We start from the raw sequence: 25,638 nt of genomic DNA, 5'->3' as shown, positions 1-25,638 counted from the left end.
CCGGCGACTGGGGCATCACCATGAGCGACAACAGCAAGACGAACACAGCGGTGGCCGACGGCTTCCCGCAGCAGCGCGACGGCGACAGCACGCCGCTTCTCAAGGTCAGCGGGCTGGCGAAGCACTTCCCGATCAAGGGCGGCTTCCCGATCAAGCGCACCGTCGGCCACGTCAAGGCGGTCGACGGCGTCGACTTCGAGGTCTACCCGGGCGAGAGCCTCGGCCTCGTCGGCGAGTCCGGCTGCGGCAAGTCGACCACCGGCCGGCTGCTGACCCGCCTGTACGAGCCCACCCACGGGACCATCGAGTACAAGGGCCAGGACATCAGCCGCGCCAACCGGCGACAGCTGGCGCCGATCAGGTCCGAGATCCAGATGATCTTCCAGGACCCGTACGCGTCGCTGAACCCGCGGCAGACCGTCGGCACGATCATCTCGGGCCCGATGGAGATCAACGGGATCAACCCGCCCGGCGGCCGGGAGAAGCGCGTCCGGGAACTCCTGGAGATCGTCGGTCTCAACCCGGAGCACTACAACCGCTTCCCGCACGAGTTCTCCGGCGGCCAGCGCCAGCGCATCGGGGTGGCGCGCGCCGTCGCCCTGGAGCCGAAGCTGATCGTCGCCGACGAGCCCGTCTCGGCCCTCGACGTGTCGATCCAGGCCCAGGTGGTGAACCTGCTGCAGGAGGTGCAGCGGGAGATGGGGATCGCGTTCGTCTTCATCGCCCACGACCTGGCGATCGTGCGGCACTTCTCGCAGCGCATCGCGGTGATGTACCTGGGCAAGATCGTGGAGATCGCGGACCGCGACTCGCTCTACAACCGCCCCCGCCACCCGTACACGCACGCCCTGCTGTCCGCGGTGCCGGAGGTCGACCTCGACGCCGAGAAGAAGGAGCGCATCCGGCTCGAGGGCGACGTGCCCTCGCCGATCTCGCCGCCCTCCGGCTGCCGGTTCCGCACCCGGTGCTGGAAGGCGCAGGACAAGTGCGCCACCGAGGAGCCGCCGCTCGTGCAGCTCTCCGGGAACCGTGAGGGCCACCTGACGGCCTGCCACTTCCCGGAGGAGGGCTCGACGGAGGCCAGGGCCGAGGACATCGTCATGGACCCGGGCCTGAAGGCGCTGGAGGACGACGCCGACGGCGGCGCCGCGGTCTCCAAGGCCTGACCGGCACGCGGAGGCGGCCGAAAGGGCGGCGGCGGGAGGAGGACTCCCGCCGCCGCCCTTTCGCGTGCCCCCGTACCTCCTGCACCCGTCCGGAGGACACCGGCAACCCGTACGGACCGGACGGGTGTGCGCCCCCGGGCACGTCCCCCGAGGCTGGACCGGAACGGACCAGCGGACGAGTCAGGGCACGAGGAGGCACTCCATGCGCGGAGCCACGCACGCCAAATGGGCCGCAGGCGCGGCGGCGGTAGCCCTCGCGGCGACGGCCTGCGGCGGCGGGGGCGGGGACGGGGGCAGCGGCGGGGACGGCGGCGGCGTGCTCAGCTCCTCCTGGGGCGACCCCCAGAACCCGCTGGAGCCGGCCAACACCAACGAGGTGCAGGGCGGCAAGGTCCTCGACATGATCTTCCGGGGCCTGAAGAAGTACGACCCGAAGACCGGCGAGGCCAAGGACATGCTCGCCGAGAAGATCGACACCTCCGACTCGCGGAACTTCACCGTCACCGTCAAGGACGGCTGGACCTTCTCCAACGGCGAGAAGGTCACCGCCCAGTCCTTCGTGGACGCCTGGAACTACGGCGCGAGCCTCAAGAACAACCAGCGCAACGCCTACTTCTTCGCGTACATCGACGGCTACGACAAGGTGCACCCCGAGGACGGTGGCAAGCAGAGCGCCGACACGCTCTCCGGGCTGAAGGTGACCGGAGAGCGCACCTTCACCGTCAAGCTCAGCCAGAAGTTCTCGACGTTCCCCGACACCCTCGGCTACCCGGCCTTCGCGCCGCTGCCCAAGGCGTTCTTCGACGACCACGACGGCTGGCTGAAGAAGCCGGTCGGCAACGGCCCCTACCAGGTCGACAACTACGCCCGCGGCTCCCAGATGTCCCTGCGCACCTGGGACGACTACCCCGGCCCGGACAAGGCGCAGAACGGCGGCGTGGACCTCAAGGTCTACACCGACAACAACACCGCCTACACCGACCTGATCGCGGGCAACCTCGACCTCGTCGACGACGTCCCGGCCGCCCAGCTCAAGAACGTCAAGAACGACCTCGGCGACCGGTACATCAACACCCCGGCCGGCATCATCCAGACCCTCGCCTTCCCGTTCTACGACGACGCCTGGAACAAGTCCGGCTCCGACAAGGTCCGCACCGGCCTGTCCATGGCGATCGACCGCAAGCAGATCACCGACACGATCTTCCAGAAGACCCGCACCCCGGCCACCGACTGGACCTCACCGGTCCTCGGCGAGGACGGCGGTTACAAGCCGGGCCTGTGCGGGGACGCCTGCGAGTACGACGCCGACCGGGCCAAGAAGCTGATCAAGGAGGGCGGCGGACTCCCCGGCGGCCAGGTCAAGATCACGTACAACGCGGACACCGGCTCCCACAAGCAGTGGGTCGACGCGGTCTGCAACTCCATCAACAACGCCCTGGACAACGACCGCGCCTGCGCCGGCAACCCGGTCGGCACCTTCGCCGACTTCCGCAACCAGATCACCGGCAAGAAGATGAGCGGCCCCTTCCGGGCCGGCTGGCAGATGGACTACCCGCTCATCCAGAACTTCCTCCAGCCGCTCTACTACACCAACGCCTCCTCCAACGACGGCAAGTGGTCCGACAAGGAGTTCGACGGGCTCGTCGACAAGGCCAACGGCCAGACCGACACCGCCGAGGCCGTCAAGACCTTCCAGCAGGCCGAGGAGGTCGTCCGCGACAACATGGCCGCCATCCCGCTCTGGTACCAGAACGGCAGCGCCGGCTACTCGGACCGGCTCTCGGGCGTGCAGCTCAACCCGTTCAGCGTCCCGGTCTACAACGAGATCAAGGTCGGCTGAGGAGGCGCCATGGGACGCTATGTCGTCCGGCGGCTGCTCCAGATGATCCCGGTCTTCATCGGGGCCACGCTGCTGATCTTCCTGATGGTCAACGTGATGGGCGACCCCATCGCGGGCCTGTGCGGCGACCGGGAGTGCGACCCGGCGACGGCCGCGCAGCTGCGGCACGAGTTCGGCCTCGACCAGCCCGTGTGGCGGCAGTACGCCACCTACATGGGCAACGTCTTCACCGGCGACTTCGGCACCGCGTTCAACGGCCAGCCGGTCACCGAGCTGATGGGCACGGCGTTCCCGGTCACCATCCGGCTCACCCTCGTCGCGATCCTCTTCGAGATCGTCGTCGGCATCGTCCTCGGCGTGGTCACCGGCCTGCGCCGCGGCCGCCCCGTCGACACCGGGGTGCTGCTGCTGACCCTCGTCGTCATCTCCGTGCCCACCTTCGTCACCGGCCTGCTGCTCCAGCTGCTGCTCGGTGTCAAGTGGGGCTGGATCGACCCGGCCGTCTCCTCCGAGGCGGCCTTCGGCGAGCTGATCGTCCCCGGCCTGGTCCTCGCCTCGGTCTCGCTGGCCTACGTCACCCGGCTGACCCGCACCTCCATCGCCGAGAACCGGCGCTCCGACTACGTCCGCACCGCGATCGCCAAGGGCCTGCCCCGGCACCGGGTCATCACCCGGCACCTGCTGCGCAACTCCCTGATCCCCGTCGTCACCTTCATCGGCACCGACATCGGCGCCCTGATGGGCGGCGCCATCGTCACCGAGCGGATCTTCAACATCCACGGCGTCGGCTACCAGCTCTACCAGGGCATCCTGCGCCAGAACACCCAGACCGTGGTCGGCTTCGTCACCGTCCTGGTCCTCGTCTTCCTCGTCGCCAACCTCGTCGTCGACCTCCTGTACGCCGTACTCGACCCGAGGATCCGCTATGTCTGATCAGGAGCCCTACGAGCCCGAACGCGCCATCGCCGGCACCGGCATGGGCGGCACGATGGACCTCGGCACCAGCGAGGCGGTCACGCTGGAGCAGCCGCCGGGCCCGGACGGGGCGGACCCGCGGGACAAGCCCCGCAGCCTGTGGTCCGACGCCTGGCACGACCTGCGCCGCAACCCCGTCTTCCTCATCTCGGCCCTGGTGATCCTCTTTCTGATCGTCATCTCCATCTGGCCCTCGCTGATCGCCTCCGGCAGCCCGCTCAAGTGCGACCTGGCCAAGGCCCAGGAGGGCTCCCAGCCCGGCCACCCCTTCGGCTTCAACGGCCAGGGCTGCGACGTCTACACCCGTACCGTCTACGGCGCCCGCACCTCGGTCGCGGTCGGCATCCTCGCCACCCTCGGGGTCGCGATCCTCGGCAGCGTCCTCGGCGGCCTCGCCGGGTTCTTCGGCGGCGGCGGGGACGCGGTCCTGTCCCGGATCACCGACATCTTCTTCGCGATCCCGGTCGTCCTGGGCGGACTCGTGCTGCTCTCCGTCATCACCAGCAACACGGTCTGGCCGGTCATCGGCTTCATCGTGCTGCTCGGCTGGCCGCAGATCTCCCGCATCGCCCGCGGCTCCGTCATCACCGCCAAGCAGAACGACTACGTGCAGGCGGCGCGGGCGCTGGGCGCCTCCAACTCCCGGCTGCTGCTGCGCCACATCGCGCCCAACGCGGTCGCGCCGGTCATCGTCGTGGCGACCATCGCGCTCGGCACCTACATCTCCCTGGAGGCGACCCTGTCCTTCCTCGGCGTCGGCCTGAAGCCGCCCAGCGTCTCCTGGGGCATCGACATCTCCGCCGCCGCCCCCTACGTCCGCAACGCCCCGCACGCGCTGCTGTGGCCCTCCGGAGCGCTCGCCGTCACCGTCCTCGCGTTCATCATGCTCGGCGACGCGGTGCGCGACGCCCTCGACCCGAAGCTGAGGTGAGCCGCCGCATGCTGCTCGAAGTGCGCGACCTGCACGTGGAGTTCCACACCCGCGACGGCGTCGCCCGGGCCGTCAACGGCGTCAGCTACGGCGTGGACGCGGGCGAGACCCTCGCGGTGCTCGGCGAGTCCGGCTCCGGCAAGTCGGTCACCGCCCAGACCGTCATGGGCATCCTCGACGTCCCGCCGGGCCGGATCACCGCGGGGGAGGTCCTCTTCGAGGGCCGGGACCTGCTGAAACTGAAGGAGGAGGAACGCCGCAGGGTCCGCGGCGCCGAGATGGCGATGATCTTCCAGGACGCCCTGTCCTCGCTGAACCCGGTCCTGACCGTCGGCGCCCAGCTCGCCGAGATGTTCACCGTGCACCGCGGCATGTCCCGCAAGGACGCCCACGCCAAGGCGATCGAGCTGATGGACCGGGTCCGCATCCCGGCCGCCAGGGAGCGGGTGAAGCAGTACCCGCACCAGTTCTCCGGCGGCATGCGCCAGCGCATCATGATCGCGATGGCGATGGCCCTGGAACCCAAGCTGATCATCGCCGACGAACCGACCACCGCCCTGGACGTCACCGTCCAGGCCCAGGTCATGGACCTGCTCGCGGAACTCCAGCGCGAGCTGCACATGGGCCTGATCCTCATCACCCACGACCTCGGCGTGGTCGCCGACGTCGCCGACAAGATCGCGGTCATGTACGCGGGCCGGATCGTCGAGACGGCGCCCGTCCACGACATCTACAAGGCCCCGGCCCACCCCTACACCCGCGGCCTGCTGGAGTCGATCCCGCGCCTGGACCAGAAGGGCCAGGAGCTCTACGCGATCAAGGGCCTGCCGCCCAACCTCACCCGCATCCCGCCCGGCTGCGCCTTCCACCCCCGCTGCCCGATGGCCCAGGACGTCTGCCGCACCGACGTCCCTCCCCTCTACGACGTCACGGAGTCCGACGCCGAGCGGGGCAGCGCCTGCCACTTCTGGAGGGAGTGCCTGCATGGCTGAGACCACCGAGCCGATCCTCGCCGTCCGCGGCCTGGTCAAGCACTACCCGCTGACCTCCGGCATCCTCTTCAAGAAGCAGGTCGGCGCGGTCAAGGCCGTCGACGGCGTGGACTTCGACCTGGCCCGCGGCGAGACCCTCGGCATCGTCGGCGAGTCCGGCTGCGGCAAGTCCACGGTCGCCAAGATGCTGGTCAACCTGGAGAAGCCGACGGCGGGGGAGATCCGCTACAAGGGCGAGGACATCACCCGGCTGTCCGGGAAGGCGCTGAAGTCCGTGCGCCGCAACATCCAGATGGTCTTCCAGGACCCCTACACCTCCCTCAACCCCCGCATGACGGTGGGCGACATCATCGGCGAGGCGTACGACATCCACCCGGAAGTGGCCCCGAAGGGCGACCGCCGGAAGCGGGTCCAGGACCTGCTGGACGTGGTCGGCCTGAACCCGGAGTACATCAACCGCTACCCCCACCAGTTCTCCGGCGGCCAGCGCCAGCGCATCGGCATCGCGCGGGGCCTGGCGCTGCGCCCGGAGATCATCGTCGCCGACGAACCGGTCTCGGCCCTCGACGTGTCCGTGCAGGCCCAGGTGATCAACCTGATGGGCCGCCTCCAGGACGAGTTCGACCTGTCCTACATCTTCATCGCCCACGACCTGTCGATCGTCCGCCACATCTCGGACCGGGTCGGCGTGATGTACCTGGGCCGCATCGTGGAGACGGGCCGGGACGCGGAGATCTACGACCACCCCACGCACCCCTACACCCAGGCGCTGCTGTCCGCCGTGCCGGTGCCCGACCCGGAGGCCCGGGAGCGCCGCGAGCGGATCATCCTGACCGGCGACGTGCCGTCCCCGACGAACATCCCCTCCGGCTGCCGCTTCCGCACCCGCTGCTGGAAAGCGCGGGAACGCTGCGCCCTGGAGGTGCCGGCCCTCGCGGTGCCCGCCGAGTTCCGCTCGGTCTCCGGCCCCGCGGCGCACGACTCCGCCTGCCACTTCGCGGAGGAGAAACAGGTGGTGCCGCCCGAGGAAGAGGGCGACGGCAGCGGGCCGGGGTGACATGGACCCCGGCCCGCTTACGGCACCCGCACGGCCGTACGCCGATCAGCGTGGCGCGGCCGTGTGTCGCGGCCGCTTCGGCGAAGTTACCCGCGTGTCAAAGGCGTTGGCGTACGGGTGACGCGGCGGGTGTCACGCCGGGGCGGGCAGCGACCGTTTGAGGAAGTCCACCTGGAGCCGCAGCAGGTTCTCGGCGACCGACTCCTGCGGGGTCATGTGCGTGACGCCGGACAGGGGCAGCACCTCGTGCGGCCGGCCGGCCGCCAGCAGGGCCGAGGACAGGCGCAGCGAGTGGGCGACCACCACGTTGTCGTCCGCGAGGCCGTGGATGACCATCATGGGCCGGTGCGGCTCGGCGGCGTCGACCAGTCCGGCGTCGTCGATCACCGAGTTGCGGCGGTAGACGTCCGGCTGCTCACCGGGGTCCCCGAGATAGCGCTCCTGGTAGTGGGTGTCGTAGAGCCGCAGGTCGGTGACCGGGGCGCCCACCACCGCGGCGTGGAAGACGTCCGGCCGGCGCAGCGCCGCGAGGGCGGCCAGATAACCGCCGAAGGACCACCCCCGGATGGCGACGCGGTCCAGGTCCAGCGGGAAGTCGGCGGCCAGCGCGTGCAGCGTGTCCACCTGGTCCTGGAGCACGACGGCGGCCACGTCGTCCTTGACGGCCTTCTCCCAGGCGGGGGAGCGCCCCGGGGTACCCCGTCCGTCGGCGACGACCACCGCGAACCCCTGGTCGGCGAACCACTGCGAGGTGAGGTGGGCGTTGTGCGCGGCCACGACGCGCTGGCCGTGCGGTCCCCCGTAGGGGTCCAGGAGGACGGGGAGGGGGGTGTCACCGTGGTAGTCCGTTGGCATAAGCACGGCGCACGGGACACGCCGTGCGCCCCCTTGGGTGAGGGTCACGCGCGGGGACAAACCGGGGTCTTCGGCATAGGACGCGATGGCCACCGCAGGCTTCCCGTCCCGCAGCACCCGCACCCGGGCGCCCGGCCGGTCCAGGGTGGCGGAGACGAGCACGGTCACGTCCCCCGCGCGCACCGCCGAGTGCACGCCGGGCTCCTGCGAGAGGCGCTCCACACCGAGTTCGCTCACCCGGTAGACGTGCACCTCGCCGGTCTCCGCCTCGGCCGCCTCCTCGCCCGCCGAGGCGGAGACCAGCACGTCGTCGGCCCCGACGTCCAGCACCGCCCGCAGGTGCAACTGGGCGCCGGTGAGCGGCCGTTCACCCACCGCGAGCACCCGGGCGCCGCCCTCGTCGGCGATCCGCACGAGTCGGCCCGAGGGGCTCCAGCAGGGCACCCCGGGGAAGAGTTCCAGCCAAATTGGATCTTCGTCGGCGTGCACCATGCGGGTCGTCCCCGAGGTGGTGTCCACCGCCAGGTACAGCTGGCTGCGCTGGTCGCGCGCCTGTACGAGAAGCAGCGGCGCACCCGCCGCTGACCAGTGCACTCGCGCCAGATACGGATACCGCGCCCGGTCCCAGAGGACCTCCGTGCGCCCCCCGTCGAGACCGACGAGGAACAGCCGCACGTCCGCGTTGGCGGTGCCCGCCGCCGGGTACGGCACGTGTTGTGGATCACGTTCGGGGTGGGCCGGGTCGGAGATCCACCAGCGCTGCACCGGCGTGTCGTCCACCCGCGCCACCAGCAGCCGGTCCGACTCCGGGCTCCACCAGAAGCCCCGGCCGCGCGACATCTCCTCGGCCGCCACGAACTCGGCGAGCCCGTACGTGACGCCCTCGCCGTCCGCCTCGGCCAGCGCCCTGTCCCCGTCGCCCTCGGCGCCCACGACCCGCAGGGCGCCCCGGGCGACGTACGCGACGTGCCGGCCGTCGGGGGAGGGGCGCGGGTCGATCACCGGCCCGGGGGTGGGCAGTTCGCGCGCGGTGCCGACCCGCAGCTCGGCCGTGAACAGGCGCCCCGACAGCGCGAAGGAGGCCAGCTCGACCGCCGCGTCGGTGGCGTAGCCGACGATCCCGGCGCCGCCCTCGCGGCTGCGCTCGCGCCGGGCCCGTTCCTCGGGCGAGAGGCGTTCCTCGGTGCCGCCCAGCAGGGCGCGGGGGTCGGCGGCGACGCGCTCCCCGCCCTCCTCGACGTCCAGGACCCACAGGGAGTTCGCCCGGTCCGTACCGGAACCGGAGCGCAGGAAGGCGACCCGTGAACCATCGGGTGCCACGGTGAACGAACGCGGCGCGCCGAGCGTGAACCGCTGGGTGCGGGCGTGCCGTTTGGGGAAGGAGTCGGACTCGGTCGTCATGCCTTGACCATATTGGCCATGCGCCCCCTTGTGCGGCCGTGCGCCGAGGGATGCGCGCGCACGGATAGTTATGATCACTAGCGCATAGTGGGTATCAACCAGGTGCTCCGTTGCGTGGATTTATCTGCCCCGAGCTTTGACTGCGACCGACCCCCCGTGTCCCTGGGCCCATTGGAGGTGAGCCGCCGTGGCACTCTCGATCTCGGCGGTTGTGCTGCTGGCGATCATCGTCTTCCTGCTGGTCAAGAAGTCAGGCTTGAAGGCCGGCCATGCGATCGTGTGCGTGCTCCTCGGCTTCTACCTGGCCTCCTCGACGATCGCTCCCACGATCAATGATCTGACGACCAACATCGCCGGGGTGATCGAGAGCATCAACTTCTGACGCCGCTGCCGACGCCGGCGCGGGCCTCATAAGGTGGGGGCATGACGGAACCACCCGCCCGGCGTCTGCTGCTGGTGCACGCGCACCCGGACGACGAGTCGATCAACAACGGCGTCACCATGGCCCGGTACGCGGCCGAGGGCGCGCACGTGACGCTGGTGACCTGCACCCTCGGCGAGCGGGGCGAGGTCATTCCGCCCGCGCTCGCCCACCTGTCCGGACCCGCCCTCGGCGGGCACCGCAGGGGCGAGCTGGCGGACGCGATGCGCGCGCTCGGCGTCGAGGACTTCCGGCTGCTCGGCGGACCGGGGCGGTTCGCCGACTCCGGGATGAGCGGACTGTCCGACAACGACGACCCGGGCTGCCTGTGGCAGGCGGACGTCGACGCGGCCGCGGCCCTGCTCCTCGACGTGATCCGCGAGGTGCGGCCCCAGGTGCTCGTCACCTACGACCCGAACGGCGGCTACGGCCACCCCGACCACATCCAGGCCCACCGCATCGCCATGCGGGCGGTGGAGCTGGCGGCCGAGGCCGGGTGCCCCGTCGAAAAGGTCTACTGGAACCGCGTGCCCCGCTCCTACGCGGAGGACGCCTTCGCCCGGCTCCGGGAGGACCTGCCCGGCCTGCCGTTCGACAAGGCGGCCGGCGTCGAGGACGTACCGGGCGTCGTCGACGACGAGCGGATCACCACCGAGATCCGCGGCGAGGGCACCGCGTACGCCGCCGCCAAGGCCGCCGCGATGCGCGCGCACGCCACCCAGATCACGGTCGCCGGACCGTACTTCGTCCTCTCCAACGACCTGGCCCAGCCCCTCCTCGCCACCGAGCACTACGAACTGGTGCGCGGCGAGCGGGGCGGCGGCGACGGCCTCGAGAGCGACCTGTTCGCCGGGATCGCCGGGACCGCAGGGGTCTCCGCGACCGGGGCGGCGTCGTGAGCGGCCGCGACGAGCCGGCGGGCTCCGCACTCGCCCAGCCCCTGCGCCCGCCCTCGCCCGGCCGGGCCGCCCTGTACGTGGGGCTCTTCGTGCTCGGCGCCGTCCTCGGCGTGGCGGGCGCGCTGGTGCAGCCGGCCTGGTTCCCGGGCGGACTGCTGCTCGCGCTGGCCGCCGAGGCGGGGCTGTGCGTCGGGGCGGGCCGTGCCGTGGGGCGCCGGGGAGGGGCCGTGGCGCCCGCCCTCGGCTGGGGGCTCGCCGTGGTGCTGCTCACCACCAGCCGGCCGGAGGGCGACTTCCTCTTCGCCGCCGGTGCCGGCTCCTATCTCTTCCTGCTCGGCGGTATCGCCGTTGCTGTGATCTGCGCCACCCTCGCGCCGGTGCGGCAACCGGACGGCGGCTCCGCCCGACTTCGCAAGTGACGTACCGCTCCGCCGTGCCGCGGGCGTGCGAGTCCCGTGTGGGTTTCCCCGGCGGTCACGGGATACGCGTGAGGAGTGGCCAGTATGGTGGTGCGCGCCGCCGAGCCGCCCGCTGAAGGCGTGACGGGCGGCGGAGCCAACCGGGAGAACCTGCCTTGAGTCGTGAAACTGACAGTTCGTCCTCCGGGCCCCACGGGCGCGGCGGAGCCGCATACCCGTCGGGCACCCCGCCCTACGGGACACCCACGGCTTCCGACGCCGGTGCGGACGCGAGCCGTTCGGCCGCGCGACCGGAGGAGCGCAAGACCGAGACGACGCTGACGACCCGGATCCGGATCAACATCCCCGGGTCGCGGCCCATTCCGCCGGTCGTCGTGCGCAAGCCCGTCGCGGACACCGGGGATGCCGCCGACACCGCCGACGACACGGAGACGACGGGCGAGCGGCCCGCGCCGGCGCCGAGTGCCGCCGCGCCCACGGCCGCCGCTGACGAGGCGCCCGCCGAGACCGGCCCGTCCGCCGAGGAGAGGCCGACCAGCGACTGGTTCGCGCCCCGCAAGTCGGGCCCGGGCAAGGGCACTCCCGGTGGCGGCTCCACCAACGGCGCCGGTCTGCCCGGCGGTTCCGCGGCGGCCGCCGGGGGCGCGGGTGCGCAGGGCCCGCGCGGGGCGGGTACCGCGGGCGCGGGTGCTTCGGGTGCCGGTGCGCGGCCGGGCGGCGGGAGTGGCCGTCCCGGTGGTGTCGTCGGCTCCATGAGCGCGCCCGGCGGCTCCCGGCCCGGCTCCGCGGGCGGCGCCCCCCGTGCCGGTGCCACCGGTGGGCCCGTGGCGCCCGGCCACGGAGGCGGCACCGGTTCCTTCGACGTGACCGAGGCGCTGGCGGCCGGTCCACTGGGCGGCAACGGCAACGGCAACGGCAACGGCAACGGCAGCGGCAACGGCTCCCGGCCGGGCGGCGACGCCGGTGGCGAGCCGCGCCGCGACGACCTGCCGTACTTCGCGGAGGACGGGCAGGCCGCCCCGGGCCCCGGCGCCCCCGGCGGGCAGCAGAACGGCCTGAACGGGCAGTCCCCCTACGGCAACGGACCCCAGGGCCCCGCGGGCCCGACGAGCGGTCCGGTCACCGGCGACGGCCGGCTGGCGCCGCCCCCGGTCGGCGACCTCGGCGACCTGGGGATGTCCGGCGGCCCCGGAGCGCCGGCCGGGCCGCGTGAGCCCGCGCCCAACGGCCTGCGCGGCCCGGGCAGCCTGGGCGGGCCCGCGGGCTCCGGTCCCGGCGCGGGCCCGGACGCCACCCGCCCGGGCCCGGGCGGCGGGCTCAGCGACGACACCGCGATCCTCACCCCGCAGCGGCCGGTTCCCCCCGGCATGGGCAACCCGGACAACATCTCCGGCAACACCGTCACCAGCGGTATCCCCGTGGTGCCGGGCGAGCGCACCGCACCGTTCCCGGCCGGGTCCGGCGACGGGCCGCTGCCGCACACGCCGCCCAAGCTGCCCGAGCCGGTCTCCGCGCCGCCGGCCGGCCCGGCCAAGCCCGCCAAGGCCGCCAAGAAGAAGGGCCGGGGAAAGCTCCCGCTGCTCGCCGGCGGGCTGGTCGTCGTCGCCGGTGTCGCCTACGGCGCCGGCCTGCTGATGAACCGTTCCGACGTGCCGAAGGGCACCACCGTGCTCGGCGTCGACATCGGCGGCGGCACCCGCGACGACGCCGTCGAGAAGCTGGACGCGGTCCTCGGTGTCCGCGCGGCCAAGCCGCTCAAGCTCACGGTGGGCGGCGACACCGTCTCCCTGAAGCCGGACCAGGCGGGACTCCAGCTCGACACCCAGGCCACGGCCAGCGACGCGGCGACGAGCGACTACAACCCGATGTCCGTGATCGGCTCGCTCTTCGGCCAGAAGCGGGTCGTCGAACCGGTCATGCCCGTCGACGAGGAGAAGCTGCACGCCGCCCTGGCGAACGCCGCGAGCGGGGCCGGGTCGGTGACCGAGGGCACGATCAAGTTCGAGTCCGGCAAGGCCGTCCCCGTGTACGGCAAGGCCGGCAAGGGCATTGACGTCGCCAAGTCGACCGAGGCCGTGGAGGCCGCGTACCGCTCCCAGGTGGAGACGGGCACCGCCGCCGCGGTGAACGTGCCGACGACCACCAAGGAGCCCACGGTCTCCAAGGCCGAGGTCGACCGGATGCTGAAGGAGTTCGCCGAGCCGGCCATGTCGGCCAGGGTGACCGTGCAGACGGACCCCGCGCACTCCATCCCGATGAGCCCCGAGAAGTCGCTGTGGAAGTTCCTCAGGGTCACGGCCGTCGACGGCAAGCTCGTCGACAAGCCCGACCTGAACGCCCTCAAGGAGCTGTACGGCCAGACCTTCGACGGTGTGCTCATCACCCGGGCCAACGGTGAGAAGACCGCCGTCACCCCCCAGGACGTCTACGGCGCCATGCGCCAGGCCCTGAAGAGCAAGACCGACCGGGTGGCCGTCATCGACACCGACCCCAGCTGACACGGCAACAGGAATGAGGGGCGCCCGGCACTCGCCGGGCGCCCCGCCGCCGCGGCCGCGACGGCCTCAGTTCAGCATCGCCCGAGCCGCCCGGGCCTCCCCCCGCACCACCTCGGCGGCATCGCCGTCCACCGCCCCCACCACCTCCGCGTACGCCTCCAACTCCCCGGCCCCGGCCAGGAAATCCCCCCGCTGCACCAGCAACCGCGCCCGCTCGTACCGCAACCGCGCCGCATGCGCCGGCAACAGCAGCGCCAGCTCGACCGCCCACAGGCCCACCGCCGACTGCTCGGGCCGCCTGGCCGCCCACGCCCGGATGTTGTTCAGCACCCGCGACACGACGTCCAACGGCGCCGCGGGCTCCAGCATCGACGGCCGCAGCTCCGCCCCCGTCGCCCCGGCGACCAGCGTCTCCGCGTCCTTCCCGCTCAGCAGCCGCCCCCCGTCGAACGGGTCGACGAGCACCCGCTCCTCCAGCGGCCCGGACCCCGGCCCCGGCTCCGCCCCGAAGCCGACCACGAAGTGCCCCGGCAGCGCGACCCCGTACACCGGCGCCCCGGCCCGCCGGGCCACCTCGATCCACACCACCGACAGCAGGATCGGCAGCCCGCGCCGGCGCCGCAGCACCTCGTGCAGCAGCGACGACTCCAGCCGCTGGTAGTCGGCCGCGACCCCGTGGAACCCGTACCGCTCGCCGAGCAGGTCCCGCAGCGCCACCGCCCAGGCCCGCGGCGTACCCGGCCGGAACGGCAGCTGCCCGGCCAGCCGGTCCAGTTCCACCTGCGCGGCGTCCAGCCCCGCCTCGTCCAGCGTCCCGTCCGCCTCCGCGGCCACCAGCAGGCACAGCGTGGCCAGGTCGGGCCGCTCGGACCGCGCCTCTTCGGCGAACCGCCGCCGCAGTTCGGCCGAACGCTCCGGCGACGGGGGCTGGGGTGGATGAGGATGAGGCATGGCCGGCTCGTGCCCTTTCACAGCGATGTCACGGCGACGGATCACCGGTCCGTCCCGGTGTCCCCGGGTTCCCGGTAGTGGTGGTAGGCGTGGTGCGCGGCGAAGCCCATTCCGGCGTACAGCGCCCGGGCCCCGGCGTTGTCCGTCTCCACCTGGAGCCAGGCCGCCGACGCGCCCTCGTCGAGCGCCCGCCGGGCCAGCGCGGCCATGACGGTGGTCGCCAGCCCCCGGCGCCGCTGCGCGGGGTCGACCTCGACGGCCGCGAAGGAGGCCCAGCGCCCGTCCACGACACACCGTCCGATCGCCGCCGGGACACCCGTCGCGTCCGCACCGGGCACCGTGGCGAACCACACCGACGGCCCGGCGCCCAGCACCCGCAGGGCCACGTCGCTCACGCCCTTGCGCTGGTACCGGGCCAGCCACGCCTCGTCCGCCGCCCGGGACAGGACCACACCGGTGCCCTCGGCCAGATCGGCGACCGGAGCGAGTCCGCCCGTCCACATCTCGGCCGTCACCTCGCGGACCCAGCCCCGCCGCTCCAGCTCCGCGCACAGCGGCTCCTGCGTGCCCTCGGCGCCGGTGGCGGTCTGGACGTACGCGGGCAGCCCGCGCTCGCCGTACCAGCGGCGTACGGCCGTCAGCGCCTCGTCTAGCGGCAGCCCCGGATCGCCGAGCGGCAGCACGGAGTTGGCCCGCCGGGTGAAGCCCCCGGCCGCCCGCAGCTCCCACCCGCCGAGCCGCTCGCTCTCCACCGGCGGCCAGGCCCGCGCGGCGACCCGCGCCAGCTCCTCGTAGGACGCGGCGGGGCCGCGACGGCGGGCGGGCGCGGCCGGCACGACCTTTCCGGCGACCAGGGCGGACTCCGCGACACGCACGGATTCGCCACTCTTTCGTGTGATCAGCAGCACACCGTCGGTCCATGATGTGAGAACACCGACCGTGTCGGTGAACTTCTCGCCCGCGACACCAGCTTCGCTCAAGCGCCGTACGGAGACTCGTTTGCCCACGTCAGCAGCGGTGATACGGACCTCAAGCCGCCCTGCGGCAGAGATTTCCACGGGTCGGTCCACCCCTCCTGTTCGGATCATGCCCAAGAACGGAGATACTAGGGGCGGGCATCGACGACGCCGCGCTCCCGCGCGCCAGGCGGCGGAGCCTGAGGAGGCCCGCCAGCGCCCTATCGAGGAGGAACGACAGCGTGACCTACGTCATCGCGCAGCCTTGTGTCGACGTGAAGGACAAGGCGTGCATCGAGGAGTGCCCGGTCGACTGCATCTACGAGGGCCAGCGGTCCTTGTACATCCACCCGGACGAATGCGTCGACTGTGGTGCCTGTGAGCCGGTCTGCCCGGTCGAGGCGATCTTCTACGAGGACGACACTCCGGAGGAGTGGAAGGACTACTACAAGGCGAACGTCGAGTTCTTCGACGAGCTCGGTTCGCCGGGCGGCGCCAGCAAGCTGGGCCTGATCGAGCGCGACCACCCCTTCGTCGCCGCGCTGCCGCCGCAGAACCAGTAAGAGCGGCCCGCACCCGCGCCGCCTCGGTCCCGTACGGCCCGATCCCCGATCGGCGCCGTACGGGACCGAGGCGTTTGCCGTGCCGGGCGCTCACGAGGAAAGGGAGCCACCCACCGTGTCCGCAGTCTCCGACCGACTTCCCACCTTCCCCTGGGACAAGCTGGAGCCGTACAAGAAGACGGCCGCGGCCCACCCCGGCGGCATCGTCGACCTCTCGGTCGGCACCCCGGTCGACCCGGTCCCCGAGCTGATCCAGAAGGCCCTGGTCGACGCGGCGGACTCCCCGGGCTACCCGACCGTCTGGGGCACCCCGGCGCTGCGCGACGCGATCACCGGCTGGGTGGAGCGCCGCCTCGGCGCCCGTGACGTCACCCACCGCCACGTGCTGCCCATCGTCGGCTCCAAGGAACTCGTCGCCTGGCTCCCGACCCAGCTGGGCCTCGGCCCCGGCGACAAGGTGGCCTTCCCGCGCCTGGCCTACCCGACGTACGAGGTCGGCGCGCGCCTGGCCCGCGCCGAGTACGAGGCGTACGACGACCCGACCGAGCTGGACCCGGCGGGCCTGAAGCTCCTCTGGCTCAACTCCCCGTCGAACCCGACCGGCAGGGTGCTCTCCAAGGGCGAGCTGACCCGCATCGTGGCCTGGGCCCGCGAGCACGGCGTCCTCGTCGTCTCCGACGAGTGCTACCTGGAGCTGGGCTGGGAGGCGGCCCCCGTCTCCGTCCTCCACCCGGACGTCAACGGCGGCTCGTACGACGGCCTGGTCGCCGTCCACTCCCTCTCCAAGCGCTCCAACCTCGCCGGCTACCGCGCGGCCTTCCTGGCCGGGGACCCGGCGGTCCTGGGCCCGCTCCTGGAGATCCGCAAGCACGGCGGCATGATGACCTCGGCGCCGACCCAGGCCGCCGTGGTGGCGGCCCTCGGCGACGACGAGCACGTCCGCGTCCAGCGCGAGCGCTACGCGGCCCGCCGCACCGCCCTGCGCGAGGCCCTGCTCGGTCACGGCTTCCGCATCGAGCACAGCGAGGCCAGCCTCTACCTCTGGGCCACCCGCGACGAGTCCTGCTGGGCCACGGTCGCCCACCTCGCCGACCGCGGCATCCTGGTGGCCCCCGGCGACTTCTACGGCCCGGCGGGCGAAAACTTCGTCCGCGTAGCCCTGACAGCGACAGACGAACGCGTTCACGCAGCGGTCGAGCGCCTGCAGCCCTGACCCGCCTGCGGGCGCCGCTCCCCCCCCCCGCTGTGGGCAGTCGTTCCGCAGGGCGATGGGGGTACCTCCCATGCCTTTAAGGCAATGGGGGAGGGTGGGCACAGCGCCCGACGCCGGGCCACGGCCAAGACACGCCCACTGCAGGCGTAGGCAAGCAAAACGCCGGGGCCCAGGAAAGAAACCTGGACCCCGGCGCCGTACAAGCCCGGCGCTCAGCCGATCGGCAGCCCCTGCACCGGCAGCCCCCCCTTGCCCAGCGCCTCCGTCGGCAGCCCACCCTTCGTGGCGGTCGACGCCGTGTCACCCACGATGTCCCCGGCGGAGCCCGCCGCGTCCCCGGCCGCGTTCTGCGCCGCCGGCGTGGCCTTCTTGACGACCGATCCACCGGTCTTGCCGGCGGTCGGCACGGCCTTCTTGACGGCCTTGCCGCCGGTGTCGCCCGCGGTCCCGGTGACGCTCTCGGCCGCGGAGGCGGCGGTGTTGCCGACGTTCGCCCCGTCCAGGGCGGTCAGTCCCCCGAGGTTCGGGGTGGCCGGCAGTTCGGGCGCCGCGCTGGCGGAGCCGGCCGCACCGACCCCGGCAGCCGCTCCCGCAGCGACGAGCAGCGCGGCACGGGCGATCCGACGGGTCAGGGGGAGGGACATGATGCTCCTTCGACGTAAGTCGACGACAACGATGGGTAATCCGACCGGGCCCGGAGGGCGACCGGAGAGTGATCGACCGGGCTCGGACGCAGTGACTACCGCTCGAGAGCCACGAAGGTTGCGGCGGCCCAACGTAAAGAGTTGGTAATGCGTCGCATTATCAGGTGCACAGAAAAACGGGCAAAAGGGCGCCGGTCGGAAAGTCTGCTGAATCCTTACGGCCCTTGATTTTCCTGGGCTCCGACGCATTCGCGGGTGAGGGTGCGAAAACCCGTCCTCCGCGTCGGCCACGGACCGCCGCGGGTCACTCGCGCAGATGACGCTTCGTACGCGCGCGCTACCGGGTGGAGGTGATCCGCACCGGTCCCGCCGCCCGCTCCGCGCCCTGGGCGCCCGCGGCACCCGCCGGCTTCCACTTGCTGTCCGTGTTGCCCGCGGTCCACTCCCGGCCCGCGTAGGTGACCCGCTGGATGTGCAGCGAGGAGGCGTTGGCCACCGCCCAGTGCGCCAGCTGCCAGCCGCGCCGCACACGCTCCCCGGCCGCGCCGGAACCGGTGCCGCCGGTCACCGGCAGCGTCACGGTCCGCTCGTCGGAGCCGGCCGCGGGCCGGGCGGAGGCGGCGTCGCCGCCCACCTCGGCGCCGGCCGGGCGGAGCACGTCGTCCCCGAAGTCCCGTACCAGCGCCGCGCGGACCGCGTCCGGGCCCTTCTCCTTGGCCGTCCCGGGGAGCCCGTCGCAGGTCAGCGTCGCCGCGGACCGCCCGGTCAGCGCGGCGGCGAGCAGCTCGGCGCCCGGTTCGTGCTTGGCGTAGGCGTACGGGAAGGCGCTGCGCTGCACGCGCTGGGCGGCGTCGGTCAGCGGCAGGTCCAGGTAGCCGGGGATCTCGACCAGGTGGTCGTAGAACAGGCCCGCCGAGTACACCGGGTCCATGATCTCCTCGGGCTTGCCCCAGCCCTGCGAGGGCCGCTGCTGGAACAGGCCGAGCGAGTCCTTGTCGCCGTGGTCCAGGTTGCGCAGCGACGACTCCTGGAGCGCGGTCGCCAGCGCGATCGTCACAGCCCGCTCGGGCAACTCGCGCGCGGTGCCCACGGCGGTGATCGTCGCCGCGTTCACCGCCTGCTCCGGCGTGAACTCGTAGGCCGCCCGGTCGCCCCCGCCCCCGGCCACCCTGCACCCCGGGGCGCCCCCGCCCCCGGTGACGTACTGCACCGCCAGGTAGCCGGCGACCGCGAGGAGGGCCAGGGAGGCGGCGCCCGAACGGGCGAGGCGGCCACGGCGTTTGCGGGGTGGGGACGGCTGGAGCACGCGTACAAGGTACTGGAGGGTAGGGTCCGGTGTCCGCCGGGTACGGACTCTGCCCGAAAGGGCAGGGCGTTAGGGTCGGGGCCATGGCCGATACCCCGCTTGACCTCACGCTGGACGCCGCGGAGCTTACCGCGCGGCTCGTCGACTTCCCGTCCGAGAGCGGCACCGAGGGGCCCCTGGCGGACGCGATCGAGAGCGCCCTGCGCGCCCTGCCGCACCTGTCGGTCGAGCGGTACGGCAACAACGTCGTCGCCCGGACCGACCTGGGCCGCGCGGAGCGGGTCGTCCTGGCCGGCCACATCGACACCGTGCCGATCGCCGGCAACGTCCCGTCCCGGCTGGACGAGGACGGGGTGCTGTGGGGCTGCGGCAGCTGCGACATGAAGGCGGGCGTCGCCGTCCAGCTGCGCATCGCGGCCACCGTCCCCGCCCCCAACCGCGACCTGACCTTCGTCTTCTACGACAACGAGGAGGTCGCCGCCGAGCTGAACGGCCTGAAGCACGTCGCCGAGGCCCGCCCCGAGTGGCTGGAGGGCGACTTCGCGGTGCTCCTCGAACCGTCCGACGGGCAGGTGGAGGGCGGCTGCCAGGGCACCCTGCGGGTGCTGCTGAAGACGGCGGGGGAGCGGGCGCACTCCGCGCGCTCCTGGATGGGCTCCAACGCCATCCACGCCGCCGCCCCGATCCTGGCGCGCCTGGCCGCGTACGAGCCGCGCCACCCGGTCATCGACGGCCTGGAGTACCGCGAGGGCCTGAACGCGGTCGGCATCACCGGCGGGGTCGCGGGCAACGTCATCCCCGACGAGTGCGTGGTCACGGTCAACTTCCGCTACGCCCCGGACCGCAGCCCCGAGGACGCCCTCGCCCACGTCCGGGAGGTGTTCGCGGACTGCGGGGTGACGGAGTTCGTGGTCGACGACCACAGCGGCGCGGCCCTGCCGGGGCTGTCCCACCCGGCCGCAGCGGCCTTCATCGAGGCCGTGGGCGGCACCCCGCAGCCCAAGTACGGCTGGACGGACGTGTCCCGTTTCTCCGCCCTCGGCGTCCCGGCGGTCAACTACGGCCCCGGCAACCCGCACTTGGCGCACAAGCGCGACGAGCGGGTCGAGGTGGCGAAGATCCTCGCCGGTGAGGAACGCCTGCGGTCGTGGCTGACGGCTTGATCCACCGCGGGTTTATGTCGCTGCGTGGCGGACATGCTGAGGTCCCTCGTACGTAACCCGCGTAGATCTACGCTGAGGTGGAAGAACCTGCAACTGGAGGGAGCGCGCATGGCTACCGGCAACCCCGAGGGCAAGAAGCGGCCACCGGAGGAGCAGCGCCTGGGCCCCGTCCTCCGGCGGCGGGACAAGGTGCAGAAGAGCACCACGGACCAGCGGCTGCTGGACGAGCGCGCCCCGACGGACTGGGTGCACACCGACCCCTGGCGCGTCCTGCGCATCCAGTCGGAGTTCATCGAGGGCTTCGGCACCCTGGCCGAACTGCCGCCCGCCATCAGCGTCTTCGGCTCCGCCCGTACGGCCGCGGACTCACCGGAGTACGAGGCGGGCGTGCGGCTGGGCCGCGGCCTGGTGGAGGCGGGCTTCGCCGTCATCACCGGCGGCGGGCCCGGCGCCATGGAGGCGGCCAACAAGGGCGCCCTGGAGGCGAAGGGCACCTCGGTCGGCCTGGGCATCGAGCTGCCCTTCGAGCAGGGGCTCAACCCCTACGTCGACATCGGCCTGAACTTCCGTTACTTCTTCGTCCGCAAGATGATGTTCGTGAAGTACGCGCAGGGCTTCGTCGTCCTGCCCGGCGGCCTCGGCACCCTGGACGAACTCTTCGAGGCCCTCACCCTGGTGCAGACCCAGAAGGTGACCCGCTTCCCCATCGTCCTGTTCGGCTCCGAGTACTGGGGCGGCCTGGTGGACTGGCTGCGCGGCACCCTGGTGGCCCAGGGCAAGGCCGCGGAGAAGGACCTCATGCTCTTCCACGTCACGGACGACGTGGACGAGGCCGTGGCCCTGGTCTCCAAGGAGGCGGGCCGGTAGCGGCGCGTCACGGGCGGGGGCGAAGCCCCGGGCCCACCCCCGCCGAAGCCCCGGGCCCACCCCCGCCGAAGCCCCGGGCCGGCGCCCGCCGAAGTCCTAGGCCAAGCCCCGCCGGGCCGCCGCGGGCTCCCGGTGCCCGGCGATCGCCGCCACCATGTCCAGCACCTGCCGGGTCTCCGCCACCTCGTGCACCCGGTACACCCGGGCCCCCAGCCACGCCGAGACCGCGGTCGTCGCCAGCGTGCCGATCAGCCGTTCCTTCACGGGCCGGTCCAGCGTCTCCCCGACGAAGTCCTTGTTCGACAGGGACACCAGCACCGGCCACCCCGTCTCCGCCATCTCCCCGAGCCGCCGCGTCGCCTCCAGGCTGTGCCGGGTGTTCTTCCCGAAGTCGTGCCCGGGGTCGATCAGCACCGCCTCCCGCGGCACCCCCAGCCCCACCGCCCGCTCGGCCAGTCCCAGCGTCACCCGCAGGATGTCCGCCATCACGTCGTCGTACGCCACCCGGTGCGGCCGCGTGCGCGGCTCGGCGCCGCCCGCGTGCGTGCACACCAGCCCCACCCCGTACCGGGCCGCGACCTCCGCGAGCTTCGGGTCGACGCCGCCCCACGCGTCGTTCAGCAGGTCCGCGCCCGCCTCGCACACGGCCTCGCCGACCTCGTGCCGCCAGGTGTCCACGCTGATCACGACGTCCGGGAAGCGCCGCCGGACCTCCGCGACGAAGCCCACCGTCCGCCGCGCCTCCTCCGCTGCCGACACCTCGTCCCCGGGGCCCGCCTTCACCCCGCCGACGTCGATGATCGCGGCGCCCTCGGCCACCGCCTGCTCCACGCGCGCGAGGGCGGGCTCGTCGCGGAAGGTGGCCCCCTGGTCGTAGAAGGAGTCCGGGGTCCGGTTCACGATCGCCATGATCACCGGCTCGTGCGCCGCGAATTCGCGCCTGCCCAGCCTGAGCATCCCCTGTGACATCTCCTCGACCACACCGTTTCTCTCGTGCCGCTCTCGACCTCGGGCGCACGGTCCTTCGACGACCGCGGTCCCGGCTGTCAGACTCGCATGGCACGATCGGACCCGACACAACCGACTCCGGCACAACAGTCCGGCACAACCGGCCCGGACTCCTGCCGCACTCCGACCCGACCATGGGGGCCCAGCGATGGTCATGTTCCTGTTCCTCGTCATCGCGCTGGCCGTCGTCGTGGCCGCGGTGACGCTCGCCGTGGTGGGCGGCGGCGAGAGCGGGCCGCTGCCCGACGCCGCACCCGAGCGGGTACGGGACGCGCTGCCCCCGGACCGTCCGGTGGACCGCGGCGACGTGGAGCGACTGCGCTTCCCGCTGGTGGTCCGCGGCTACCGCATGGCGGACGTCGACGACGCCCTCGGCCGCCTCGGCGCCGAGCTGGCCGAGCGGGACGCCCGGATCGCCGACCTGGAGTCCGCGCTGGCGGGCGCCCGGGCCGCGGCGGCCCACCGCCACGTCGTCATGGACAAGCCGGCCCAGGAGGAGCAGCAGTGAGCGCCGGGGAGGCCATCGCGGGCCCGGACGGCGCGCTGCGCTGCCCCTGGGCGCTCTCCACCGCGGACTACGTCACGTACCACGACGACGAGTGGGGCCGCCCGGTCCACGGCGACGACGCCCTGTACGAGCGGCTCAGCCTGGAGGCGTTCCAGTCCGGCCTGTCCTGGATCACCATCCTGCGCCGCCGCACCGGCTTCCGCAGCGCCTTCGCCGGCTTCGAGATCGCCGAGGTCGCGGCCTTCACCGAGGCCGACCGCGAGCGCCTCCTCGCCGACCCCGGCATCATCCGCAACCGCGCCAAGATCGACGCGACCCTGGCCAACGCGCGCGTGCTGGCCGAGTGGGCCCCCGGCGAGCTGGACGAGCTGATCTGGTCGCACGCCCCGGACCCGGCCGGACGACCGGCCCCGAAGACCCTCGCCGACGTCCCGGCCGTCACCCCGGAGTCCACGGCGCTGTCCAAGGCCCTGAAGAAGCGGGGCCTGCGCTTCGTCGGCCCGACGACGGCGTACGCGCTGATGCAGGCGTGCGGGCTGGTCGACGACCACCTGGCGGCCTGCGTGGCCCGCCGGAGCTGAGCCGCCGGGCGCCCGCCGTCCGGCACGGGCCGCCTACCGGCCCAGGTACCTCGGCTTCTCCTTCTCGACGAAGGCCCGCACCGCGATCGCGTGGTCCTCGGAGGACCCCGCCCGCGACTGCAACTCGTCCTCCTTGTCGAGCGTCTCGGCGAGCGAGTGCGTCAGCCCGTACGCCATCGCCTCCTTCAGCGCCGCGTACGCCACCGTCGGCCCCTCGGCCAGCGCGCGCGCCGTCTTCTCGGCCTCGGCGCGCAGGTCGGCGGCGGGGACGACCCGGGTGGCGATGCCCAGCTCGTACGCCTCCCGCGCGCCGATGCTGCGCGGGAAGAGCAGCAGGTCGGCGGCGCGGCCGGGGCCGACGACGCGCGGCAGCGTCCAGGAGACGCCGGAGTCCGCGGTGAGCGCCACGCCCGCGAAGGAGGTGTTGAACGCCGCCGTGTCCGCGACGATCCGGTAGTCCGCCGCGAGCGCGAAACCGAGGCCCGCCCCGGCCGCCACGCCGTTCACGGCGGCGACCACCGGCTTCTTCGCCTCGGCGAGCGCCCGCACGATCGGGTTGTAGTGCTCGCGCACCGTGCTCATCGTCTGCCCCGAGCCGGTCTCCCGGTCGGCGGCCAGCAGCCCGATGTGTTCCTTGAGGTCCTGGCCGACGCAGAACGCGCGCTCCCCGGCCGCGGTCAGCAGCACCGCCCGTACGGCGTCGTCCGCCGCCGCGGAGCGCACCGCGTCCCGGAGCGCGACCTTGGTCTCGATGTTCAGCGCGTTCATCGCCTCGGGGCGGTTCAGCGTGATCGTCGCGAGCCCGTCGCTCACTTCGTGGAGCACGGTGTCGGCCATGGGAAATCCCCTCCGCGTCGGGTCATGCAGTGTCGTGCGGCGCCATGCGGTGGCATGCGTCCGGGAGACAGCATGACGGAGATCACCGGGAACGGATCGCTCAGGAGGTGTGACCTGCGTCAAAGAAATCCGGTCCGTATCCATTCGGTGGAAGTGTGTGAGGGCGCGCAGTATCGCAGTCACATCGCCGAATTGAGTGGTTTTGCTCGCGTGCGTTGCCCAAGCGATGCCGACCGATGTTGGTCATCGGGTCCTGGGATGCGGGATAATGGCTGGGAAGCAATGTGTTCGATGCCGGTGTCGCGCGTCCTTGCCGGAATGCGCGTGCCCTCACGGGCCGTCGCCGGTGACGGTGAGCTGGTATCAGGAAGGGGAACGAGCATGGCGGCCATGAAGCCGCGGACGGGCGATGGCCCGCTCGAGGTGACCAAGGAGGGGCGGGGCATCGTCATGCGCGTTCCGCTCGAAGGCGGCGGGCGGCTCGTCGTCGAGCTGACCCCCGACGAGGCCGACGCGCTCGGCGACGCTCTCAAGAAGGTCGTCGGCTGACGCGCGAGCGACCATACCCGTGCAATCACCCCGGTACCGCACATGGTGCCGGGGTGGTTGTCGTGTGACGGCCTTTCCCGGCGTCCGGCTTTTTTTCTTCGGCATTCGGGTGAGCGTCGTCCGTGCGACTTCGGTTCAGCGCTTCACGGCGCACAGCAGTCCGTCGCCCACCGGGAGCAGTGACGGCACCAGTTCCTGGCTCTCGCGCACCGCGCGCAGGACTTCCCGCAGCCGCAGCACCTCGGTGGGCTGCGGTCCCGAGTCGATCGTGCGGCCGGCGCCGAAGACGCCCTCGAAGGCGACGAGGCCCCCGGGGCGCAGCAGACGCAACGATTCAGCGAGGTAGTCCAGGTACTCCAGGCGGTCGCCGTCGCAGAAGACGAGGTCGTAACCGGCGTCCGCGAGCCGGGGCAGCACGTCCAGGGCGCGCCCGGGAATGAACCGGGCGCGGTTGCTGGCGAAGCCCGCGGCCCGGAAGGCCTGGCGGGCGAACTGCTGGTGCTCCGGCTCCGGGTCGACCGTCGTCAGTACCCCGTCCGGCCGCATGCCGTGCAGCAGATGGATTCCGGAGACACCGCAGCCGGTGCCGATCTCCGCGACCGCCTTGGCGTCCACGGCGGCGGCGAGCAACCCCAGGGCGGAGCCGGTGCCCGGGGTCACCGAGCGCAGACCCGCCTCGCGGGCCCGGTCACGTGCCCAGAGCAGCGCGTCGTCCTCGGCGACATAGGCGTCGGCGAACGCCCAGCTCGTCTGCCGGTTGCCGGTAATGACCCTCTCCTGTCCCCGTCGTTGCCTCGGCGTGACTGTATCCGTTGGCGTCGGGAACCCGCAGATGGGACCAGTCGTTAAAAGGGGAAGCAAGAAGGCGGAACCGAAGACGGCGACCGAGCGGCCCGGGGACGAGCCGTACGGGCGCAGATCAAATTCTCGTAAAACCGCTTATCCGGAGCTAACGGGCGAGGTGGCTATGGTAGGGGCTCCACTGGACACCACCAGAGCCGACAGGGGAGGTGCGGCCGCACCCGCGGATCGGGGCGG

At 72.5% G+C, this 25,638-nt stretch carries 25 protein-coding genes; 17 read left to right on the top strand and 8 right to left on the bottom strand.

Translation table 11 applies throughout. The features are described from left to right. The first annotated feature begins 20 nt into the window (after positions 1-20). The 6 genes from ACIRGB_RS01585 to ACIRGB_RS01560 all read left to right on the top strand — a co-directional run bounded on the left by ACIRGB_RS01585 (position 21) and on the right by ACIRGB_RS01560 (position 6,961). Entirely contained in the window at positions 21-1,166 is a 1,146-nt protein-coding gene (locus ACIRGB_RS01585) for an ABC transporter ATP-binding protein (RefSeq protein WP_403857478.1), read from the top strand. Positions 1,167-1,368: 202 nt separating this feature from the next. Beyond that, complete coding sequence (locus ACIRGB_RS01580; protein WP_403857475.1) at positions 1,369-3,006, top strand: ABC transporter substrate-binding protein; 1,638 nt, start codon at positions 1,369-1,371, stop codon at positions 3,004-3,006. Positions 3,007-3,015: 9 nt separating this feature from the next. Then, entirely contained in the window at positions 3,016-3,939 is a 924-nt protein-coding gene (locus tag ACIRGB_RS01575) for an ABC transporter permease (protein WP_403857472.1), read from the top strand. Next, a complete protein-coding gene (locus ACIRGB_RS01570; RefSeq protein WP_403857469.1) occupies positions 3,932-4,912 on the top strand; it encodes an ABC transporter permease in 981 nt (326 codons plus the stop codon). The genes ACIRGB_RS01575 and ACIRGB_RS01570 overlap by 8 nt, the downstream gene beginning before the upstream one ends. 8 nt (positions 4,913-4,920) lie before the next feature. Further along, on the top strand, positions 4,921-5,904 hold the full coding sequence (locus ACIRGB_RS01565; protein ID WP_403857466.1) for an ABC transporter ATP-binding protein: 984 nt from the start codon (positions 4,921-4,923) through the stop codon (positions 5,902-5,904). Further along, the gene (locus tag ACIRGB_RS01560) at positions 5,897-6,961 is read left to right on the top strand and encodes an ABC transporter ATP-binding protein (RefSeq protein WP_403857463.1); all 1,065 of its coding nucleotides are present in this window, start codon (positions 5,897-5,899) and stop codon (positions 6,959-6,961) included. Before ACIRGB_RS01565 ends, ACIRGB_RS01560 begins: the two co-directional genes overlap by 8 nt. Before the next feature lie 132 nt (positions 6,962-7,093). Here the strand turns inward: ACIRGB_RS01560 and ACIRGB_RS01555 are convergent, their stop codons facing one another. Next, positions 7,094-9,217, bottom strand: a complete 2,124-nt coding sequence (locus ACIRGB_RS01555; RefSeq protein ID WP_403857460.1) for a prolyl oligopeptidase family serine peptidase — start codon at positions 9,215-9,217, stop codon at positions 7,094-7,096. Between the two features lie 187 nt (positions 9,218-9,404). Here ACIRGB_RS01555 and ACIRGB_RS01550 point away from each other — a divergent pair, with 187 nt between their 5' ends. The 4 genes from ACIRGB_RS01550 to ACIRGB_RS01535 all read left to right on the top strand — a co-directional run bounded on the left by ACIRGB_RS01550 (position 9,405) and on the right by ACIRGB_RS01535 (position 13,454). After that, complete coding sequence (locus ACIRGB_RS01550; RefSeq protein WP_403857457.1) at positions 9,405-9,599, top strand: hypothetical protein; 195 nt, start codon at positions 9,405-9,407, stop codon at positions 9,597-9,599. Positions 9,600-9,640: 41 nt separating this feature from the next. Beyond that, positions 9,641-10,537, top strand: coding sequence for an N-acetyl-1-D-myo-inositol-2-amino-2-deoxy-alpha-D-glucopyranoside deacetylase (mshB, locus tag ACIRGB_RS01545; protein WP_403857454.1), 897 nt, complete (start codon positions 9,641-9,643; stop codon positions 10,535-10,537). Next, entirely contained in the window at positions 10,534-10,956 is a 423-nt protein-coding gene (locus ACIRGB_RS01540) for a DUF6113 family protein (RefSeq protein WP_403857451.1), read from the top strand. The genes mshB and ACIRGB_RS01540 overlap by 4 nt, the downstream gene beginning before the upstream one ends. 155 nt (positions 10,957-11,111) lie before the next feature. Further along, positions 11,112-13,454 carry a hypothetical protein gene (locus tag ACIRGB_RS01535; RefSeq protein WP_403857449.1) on the top strand — a complete coding sequence of 781 codons (2,343 nt, stop codon included), beginning with the start codon at positions 11,112-11,114 and terminating at the stop codon, positions 13,452-13,454. 66 nt (positions 13,455-13,520) lie between these two features. Here ACIRGB_RS01535 and ACIRGB_RS01530 read toward each other — a convergent pair whose 3' ends face one another. Beyond that, positions 13,521-14,405 carry a transglutaminase-like domain-containing protein gene (locus ACIRGB_RS01530; protein ID WP_403857446.1) on the bottom strand — a complete coding sequence of 295 codons (885 nt, stop codon included), beginning with the start codon at positions 14,403-14,405 and terminating at the stop codon, positions 13,521-13,523. A gap of 41 nt (positions 14,406-14,446) precedes the next feature. Then, complete coding sequence (locus ACIRGB_RS01525; protein ID WP_403857443.1) at positions 14,447-15,463, bottom strand: GNAT family N-acetyltransferase; 1,017 nt, start codon at positions 15,461-15,463, stop codon at positions 14,447-14,449. A 140-nt stretch (positions 15,464-15,603) separates the two neighbouring features. Here ACIRGB_RS01525 and fdxA point away from each other — a divergent pair, with 140 nt between their 5' ends. Beyond that, a complete protein-coding gene (fdxA, locus tag ACIRGB_RS01520; protein WP_003973842.1) occupies positions 15,604-15,924 on the top strand; it encodes a ferredoxin in 321 nt (106 codons plus the stop codon). 115 nt (positions 15,925-16,039) lie between these two features. Continuing rightward, positions 16,040-17,137 (top strand): bifunctional succinyldiaminopimelate transaminase/glutamate-prephenate aminotransferase, encoded by a 1,098-nt coding sequence (locus ACIRGB_RS01515; protein WP_403857440.1) that lies wholly within the window; start codon positions 16,040-16,042, stop codon positions 17,135-17,137. A gap of 212 nt (positions 17,138-17,349) precedes the next feature. Here the strand turns inward: ACIRGB_RS01515 and ACIRGB_RS01510 are convergent, their stop codons facing one another. Beyond that, positions 17,350-17,781: an ATP-binding protein gene (locus ACIRGB_RS01510; protein WP_403857437.1), complete on the bottom strand. Its 432-nt coding sequence runs from the start codon at positions 17,779-17,781 to the stop codon at positions 17,350-17,352. A 337-nt stretch (positions 17,782-18,118) separates the two neighbouring features. Continuing rightward, entirely contained in the window at positions 18,119-19,087 is a 969-nt protein-coding gene (locus ACIRGB_RS01505) for a heavy metal transporter (RefSeq protein WP_403857434.1), read from the bottom strand. Between the two features lie 83 nt (positions 19,088-19,170). Between ACIRGB_RS01505 and dapE the strand changes: the two genes are divergently transcribed. Together dapE and ACIRGB_RS01495 are read left to right on the top strand one after the other, a co-directional pair. Further along, positions 19,171-20,250, top strand: coding sequence for a succinyl-diaminopimelate desuccinylase (gene dapE / locus ACIRGB_RS01500; protein WP_403857431.1), 1,080 nt, complete (start codon positions 19,171-19,173; stop codon positions 20,248-20,250). Between the two features lie 108 nt (positions 20,251-20,358). Continuing rightward, positions 20,359-21,117: a TIGR00730 family Rossman fold protein gene (locus ACIRGB_RS01495; protein ID WP_403857429.1), complete on the top strand. Its 759-nt coding sequence runs from the start codon at positions 20,359-20,361 to the stop codon at positions 21,115-21,117. A gap of 96 nt (positions 21,118-21,213) precedes the next feature. Here the strand turns inward: ACIRGB_RS01495 and folP are convergent, their stop codons facing one another. Beyond that, positions 21,214-22,074: a dihydropteroate synthase gene (gene folP / locus ACIRGB_RS01490; RefSeq protein WP_403858173.1), complete on the bottom strand. Its 861-nt coding sequence runs from the start codon at positions 22,072-22,074 to the stop codon at positions 21,214-21,216. Positions 22,075-22,273: 199 nt separating this feature from the next. Here folP and ACIRGB_RS01485 point away from each other — a divergent pair, with 199 nt between their 5' ends. Beyond that, on the top strand, positions 22,274-22,633 hold the full coding sequence (locus ACIRGB_RS01485) for a DivIVA domain-containing protein (RefSeq protein ID WP_356371480.1): 360 nt from the start codon (positions 22,274-22,276) through the stop codon (positions 22,631-22,633). Next, entirely contained in the window at positions 22,630-23,214 is a 585-nt protein-coding gene (locus tag ACIRGB_RS01480) for a DNA-3-methyladenine glycosylase I (RefSeq protein WP_403857424.1), read from the top strand. Before ACIRGB_RS01485 ends, ACIRGB_RS01480 begins: the two co-directional genes overlap by 4 nt. A gap of 33 nt (positions 23,215-23,247) precedes the next feature. Here the strand turns inward: ACIRGB_RS01480 and ACIRGB_RS01475 are convergent, their stop codons facing one another. Next, positions 23,248-24,051 (bottom strand): enoyl-CoA hydratase/isomerase family protein, encoded by an 804-nt coding sequence (locus tag ACIRGB_RS01475; protein WP_403857421.1) that lies wholly within the window; start codon positions 24,049-24,051, stop codon positions 23,248-23,250. 381 nt (positions 24,052-24,432) lie between these two features. Here ACIRGB_RS01475 and ACIRGB_RS01470 point away from each other — a divergent pair, with 381 nt between their 5' ends. Beyond that, on the top strand, positions 24,433-24,600 hold the full coding sequence (locus tag ACIRGB_RS01470) for a DUF3117 domain-containing protein (RefSeq protein ID WP_003966491.1): 168 nt from the start codon (positions 24,433-24,435) through the stop codon (positions 24,598-24,600). A 135-nt stretch (positions 24,601-24,735) separates the two neighbouring features. On the opposite strand, the gene ACIRGB_RS01465 is transcribed toward ACIRGB_RS01470, so the two are convergent. Next, positions 24,736-25,434 carry an O-methyltransferase gene (locus ACIRGB_RS01465; protein ID WP_307852241.1) on the bottom strand — a complete coding sequence of 233 codons (699 nt, stop codon included), beginning with the start codon at positions 25,432-25,434 and terminating at the stop codon, positions 24,736-24,738. Positions 25,435-25,638: the final 204 nt, after the last annotated feature.

It is taken from the genome of Streptomyces sp. NPDC102490 (assembly GCF_044765285.1).
GTDB lineage: Bacteria > Actinomycetota > Actinomycetes > Streptomycetales > Streptomycetaceae > Streptomyces.
This window is presented reverse-complemented; position numbering and strand designations above follow the sequence as displayed.

What these genes read in the sequence shown, in the direction of transcription:
- ACIRGB_RS01585 (WP_403857478.1), top strand. Translation starts at nt 21, where the DNA reads ATGAGCGACAACAGCAAGACGAACACAGCGGTGGCCGACGGCTTCCCG.
- ACIRGB_RS01580 (WP_403857475.1), top strand. Translation starts at nt 1,369, where the DNA reads ATGCGCGGAGCCACGCACGCCAAATGGGCCGCAGGCGCGGCGGCGGTA.
- ACIRGB_RS01575 (WP_403857472.1), top strand. Translation starts at nt 3,016, where the DNA reads ATGGGACGCTATGTCGTCCGGCGGCTGCTCCAGATGATCCCGGTCTTC.
- ACIRGB_RS01570 (WP_403857469.1), top strand. Translation starts at nt 3,932, where the DNA reads ATGTCTGATCAGGAGCCCTACGAGCCCGAACGCGCCATCGCCGGCACC.
- ACIRGB_RS01565 (WP_403857466.1), top strand. Translation starts at nt 4,921, where the DNA reads ATGCTGCTCGAAGTGCGCGACCTGCACGTGGAGTTCCACACCCGCGAC.
- ACIRGB_RS01560 (WP_403857463.1), top strand. Translation starts at nt 5,897, where the DNA reads ATGGCTGAGACCACCGAGCCGATCCTCGCCGTCCGCGGCCTGGTCAAG.
- ACIRGB_RS01555 (WP_403857460.1), bottom strand. Translation starts at nt 9,217, where the DNA reads ATGACGACCGAGTCCGACTCCTTCCCCAAACGGCACGCCCGCACCCAG.
- mshB (WP_403857454.1), top strand. Translation starts at nt 9,641, where the DNA reads ATGACGGAACCACCCGCCCGGCGTCTGCTGCTGGTGCACGCGCACCCG.
- ACIRGB_RS01530 (WP_403857446.1), bottom strand. Translation starts at nt 14,405, where the DNA reads ATGCCTCATCCTCATCCACCCCAGCCCCCGTCGCCGGAGCGTTCGGCC.
- ACIRGB_RS01510 (WP_403857437.1), bottom strand. Translation starts at nt 17,781, where the DNA reads ATGTCCCTCCCCCTGACCCGTCGGATCGCCCGTGCCGCGCTGCTCGTC.
- dapE (WP_403857431.1), top strand. Translation starts at nt 19,171, where the DNA reads ATGGCCGATACCCCGCTTGACCTCACGCTGGACGCCGCGGAGCTTACC.
- ACIRGB_RS01495 (WP_403857429.1), top strand. Translation starts at nt 20,359, where the DNA reads ATGGCTACCGGCAACCCCGAGGGCAAGAAGCGGCCACCGGAGGAGCAG.
- folP (WP_403858173.1), bottom strand. Translation starts at nt 22,074, where the DNA reads ATGCTCAGGCTGGGCAGGCGCGAATTCGCGGCGCACGAGCCGGTGATC.
- ACIRGB_RS01485 (WP_356371480.1), top strand. Translation starts at nt 22,274, where the DNA reads ATGGTCATGTTCCTGTTCCTCGTCATCGCGCTGGCCGTCGTCGTGGCC.
- ACIRGB_RS01475 (WP_403857421.1), bottom strand. Translation starts at nt 24,051, where the DNA reads ATGGCCGACACCGTGCTCCACGAAGTGAGCGACGGGCTCGCGACGATC.
- ACIRGB_RS01470 (WP_003966491.1), top strand. Translation starts at nt 24,433, where the DNA reads ATGGCGGCCATGAAGCCGCGGACGGGCGATGGCCCGCTCGAGGTGACC.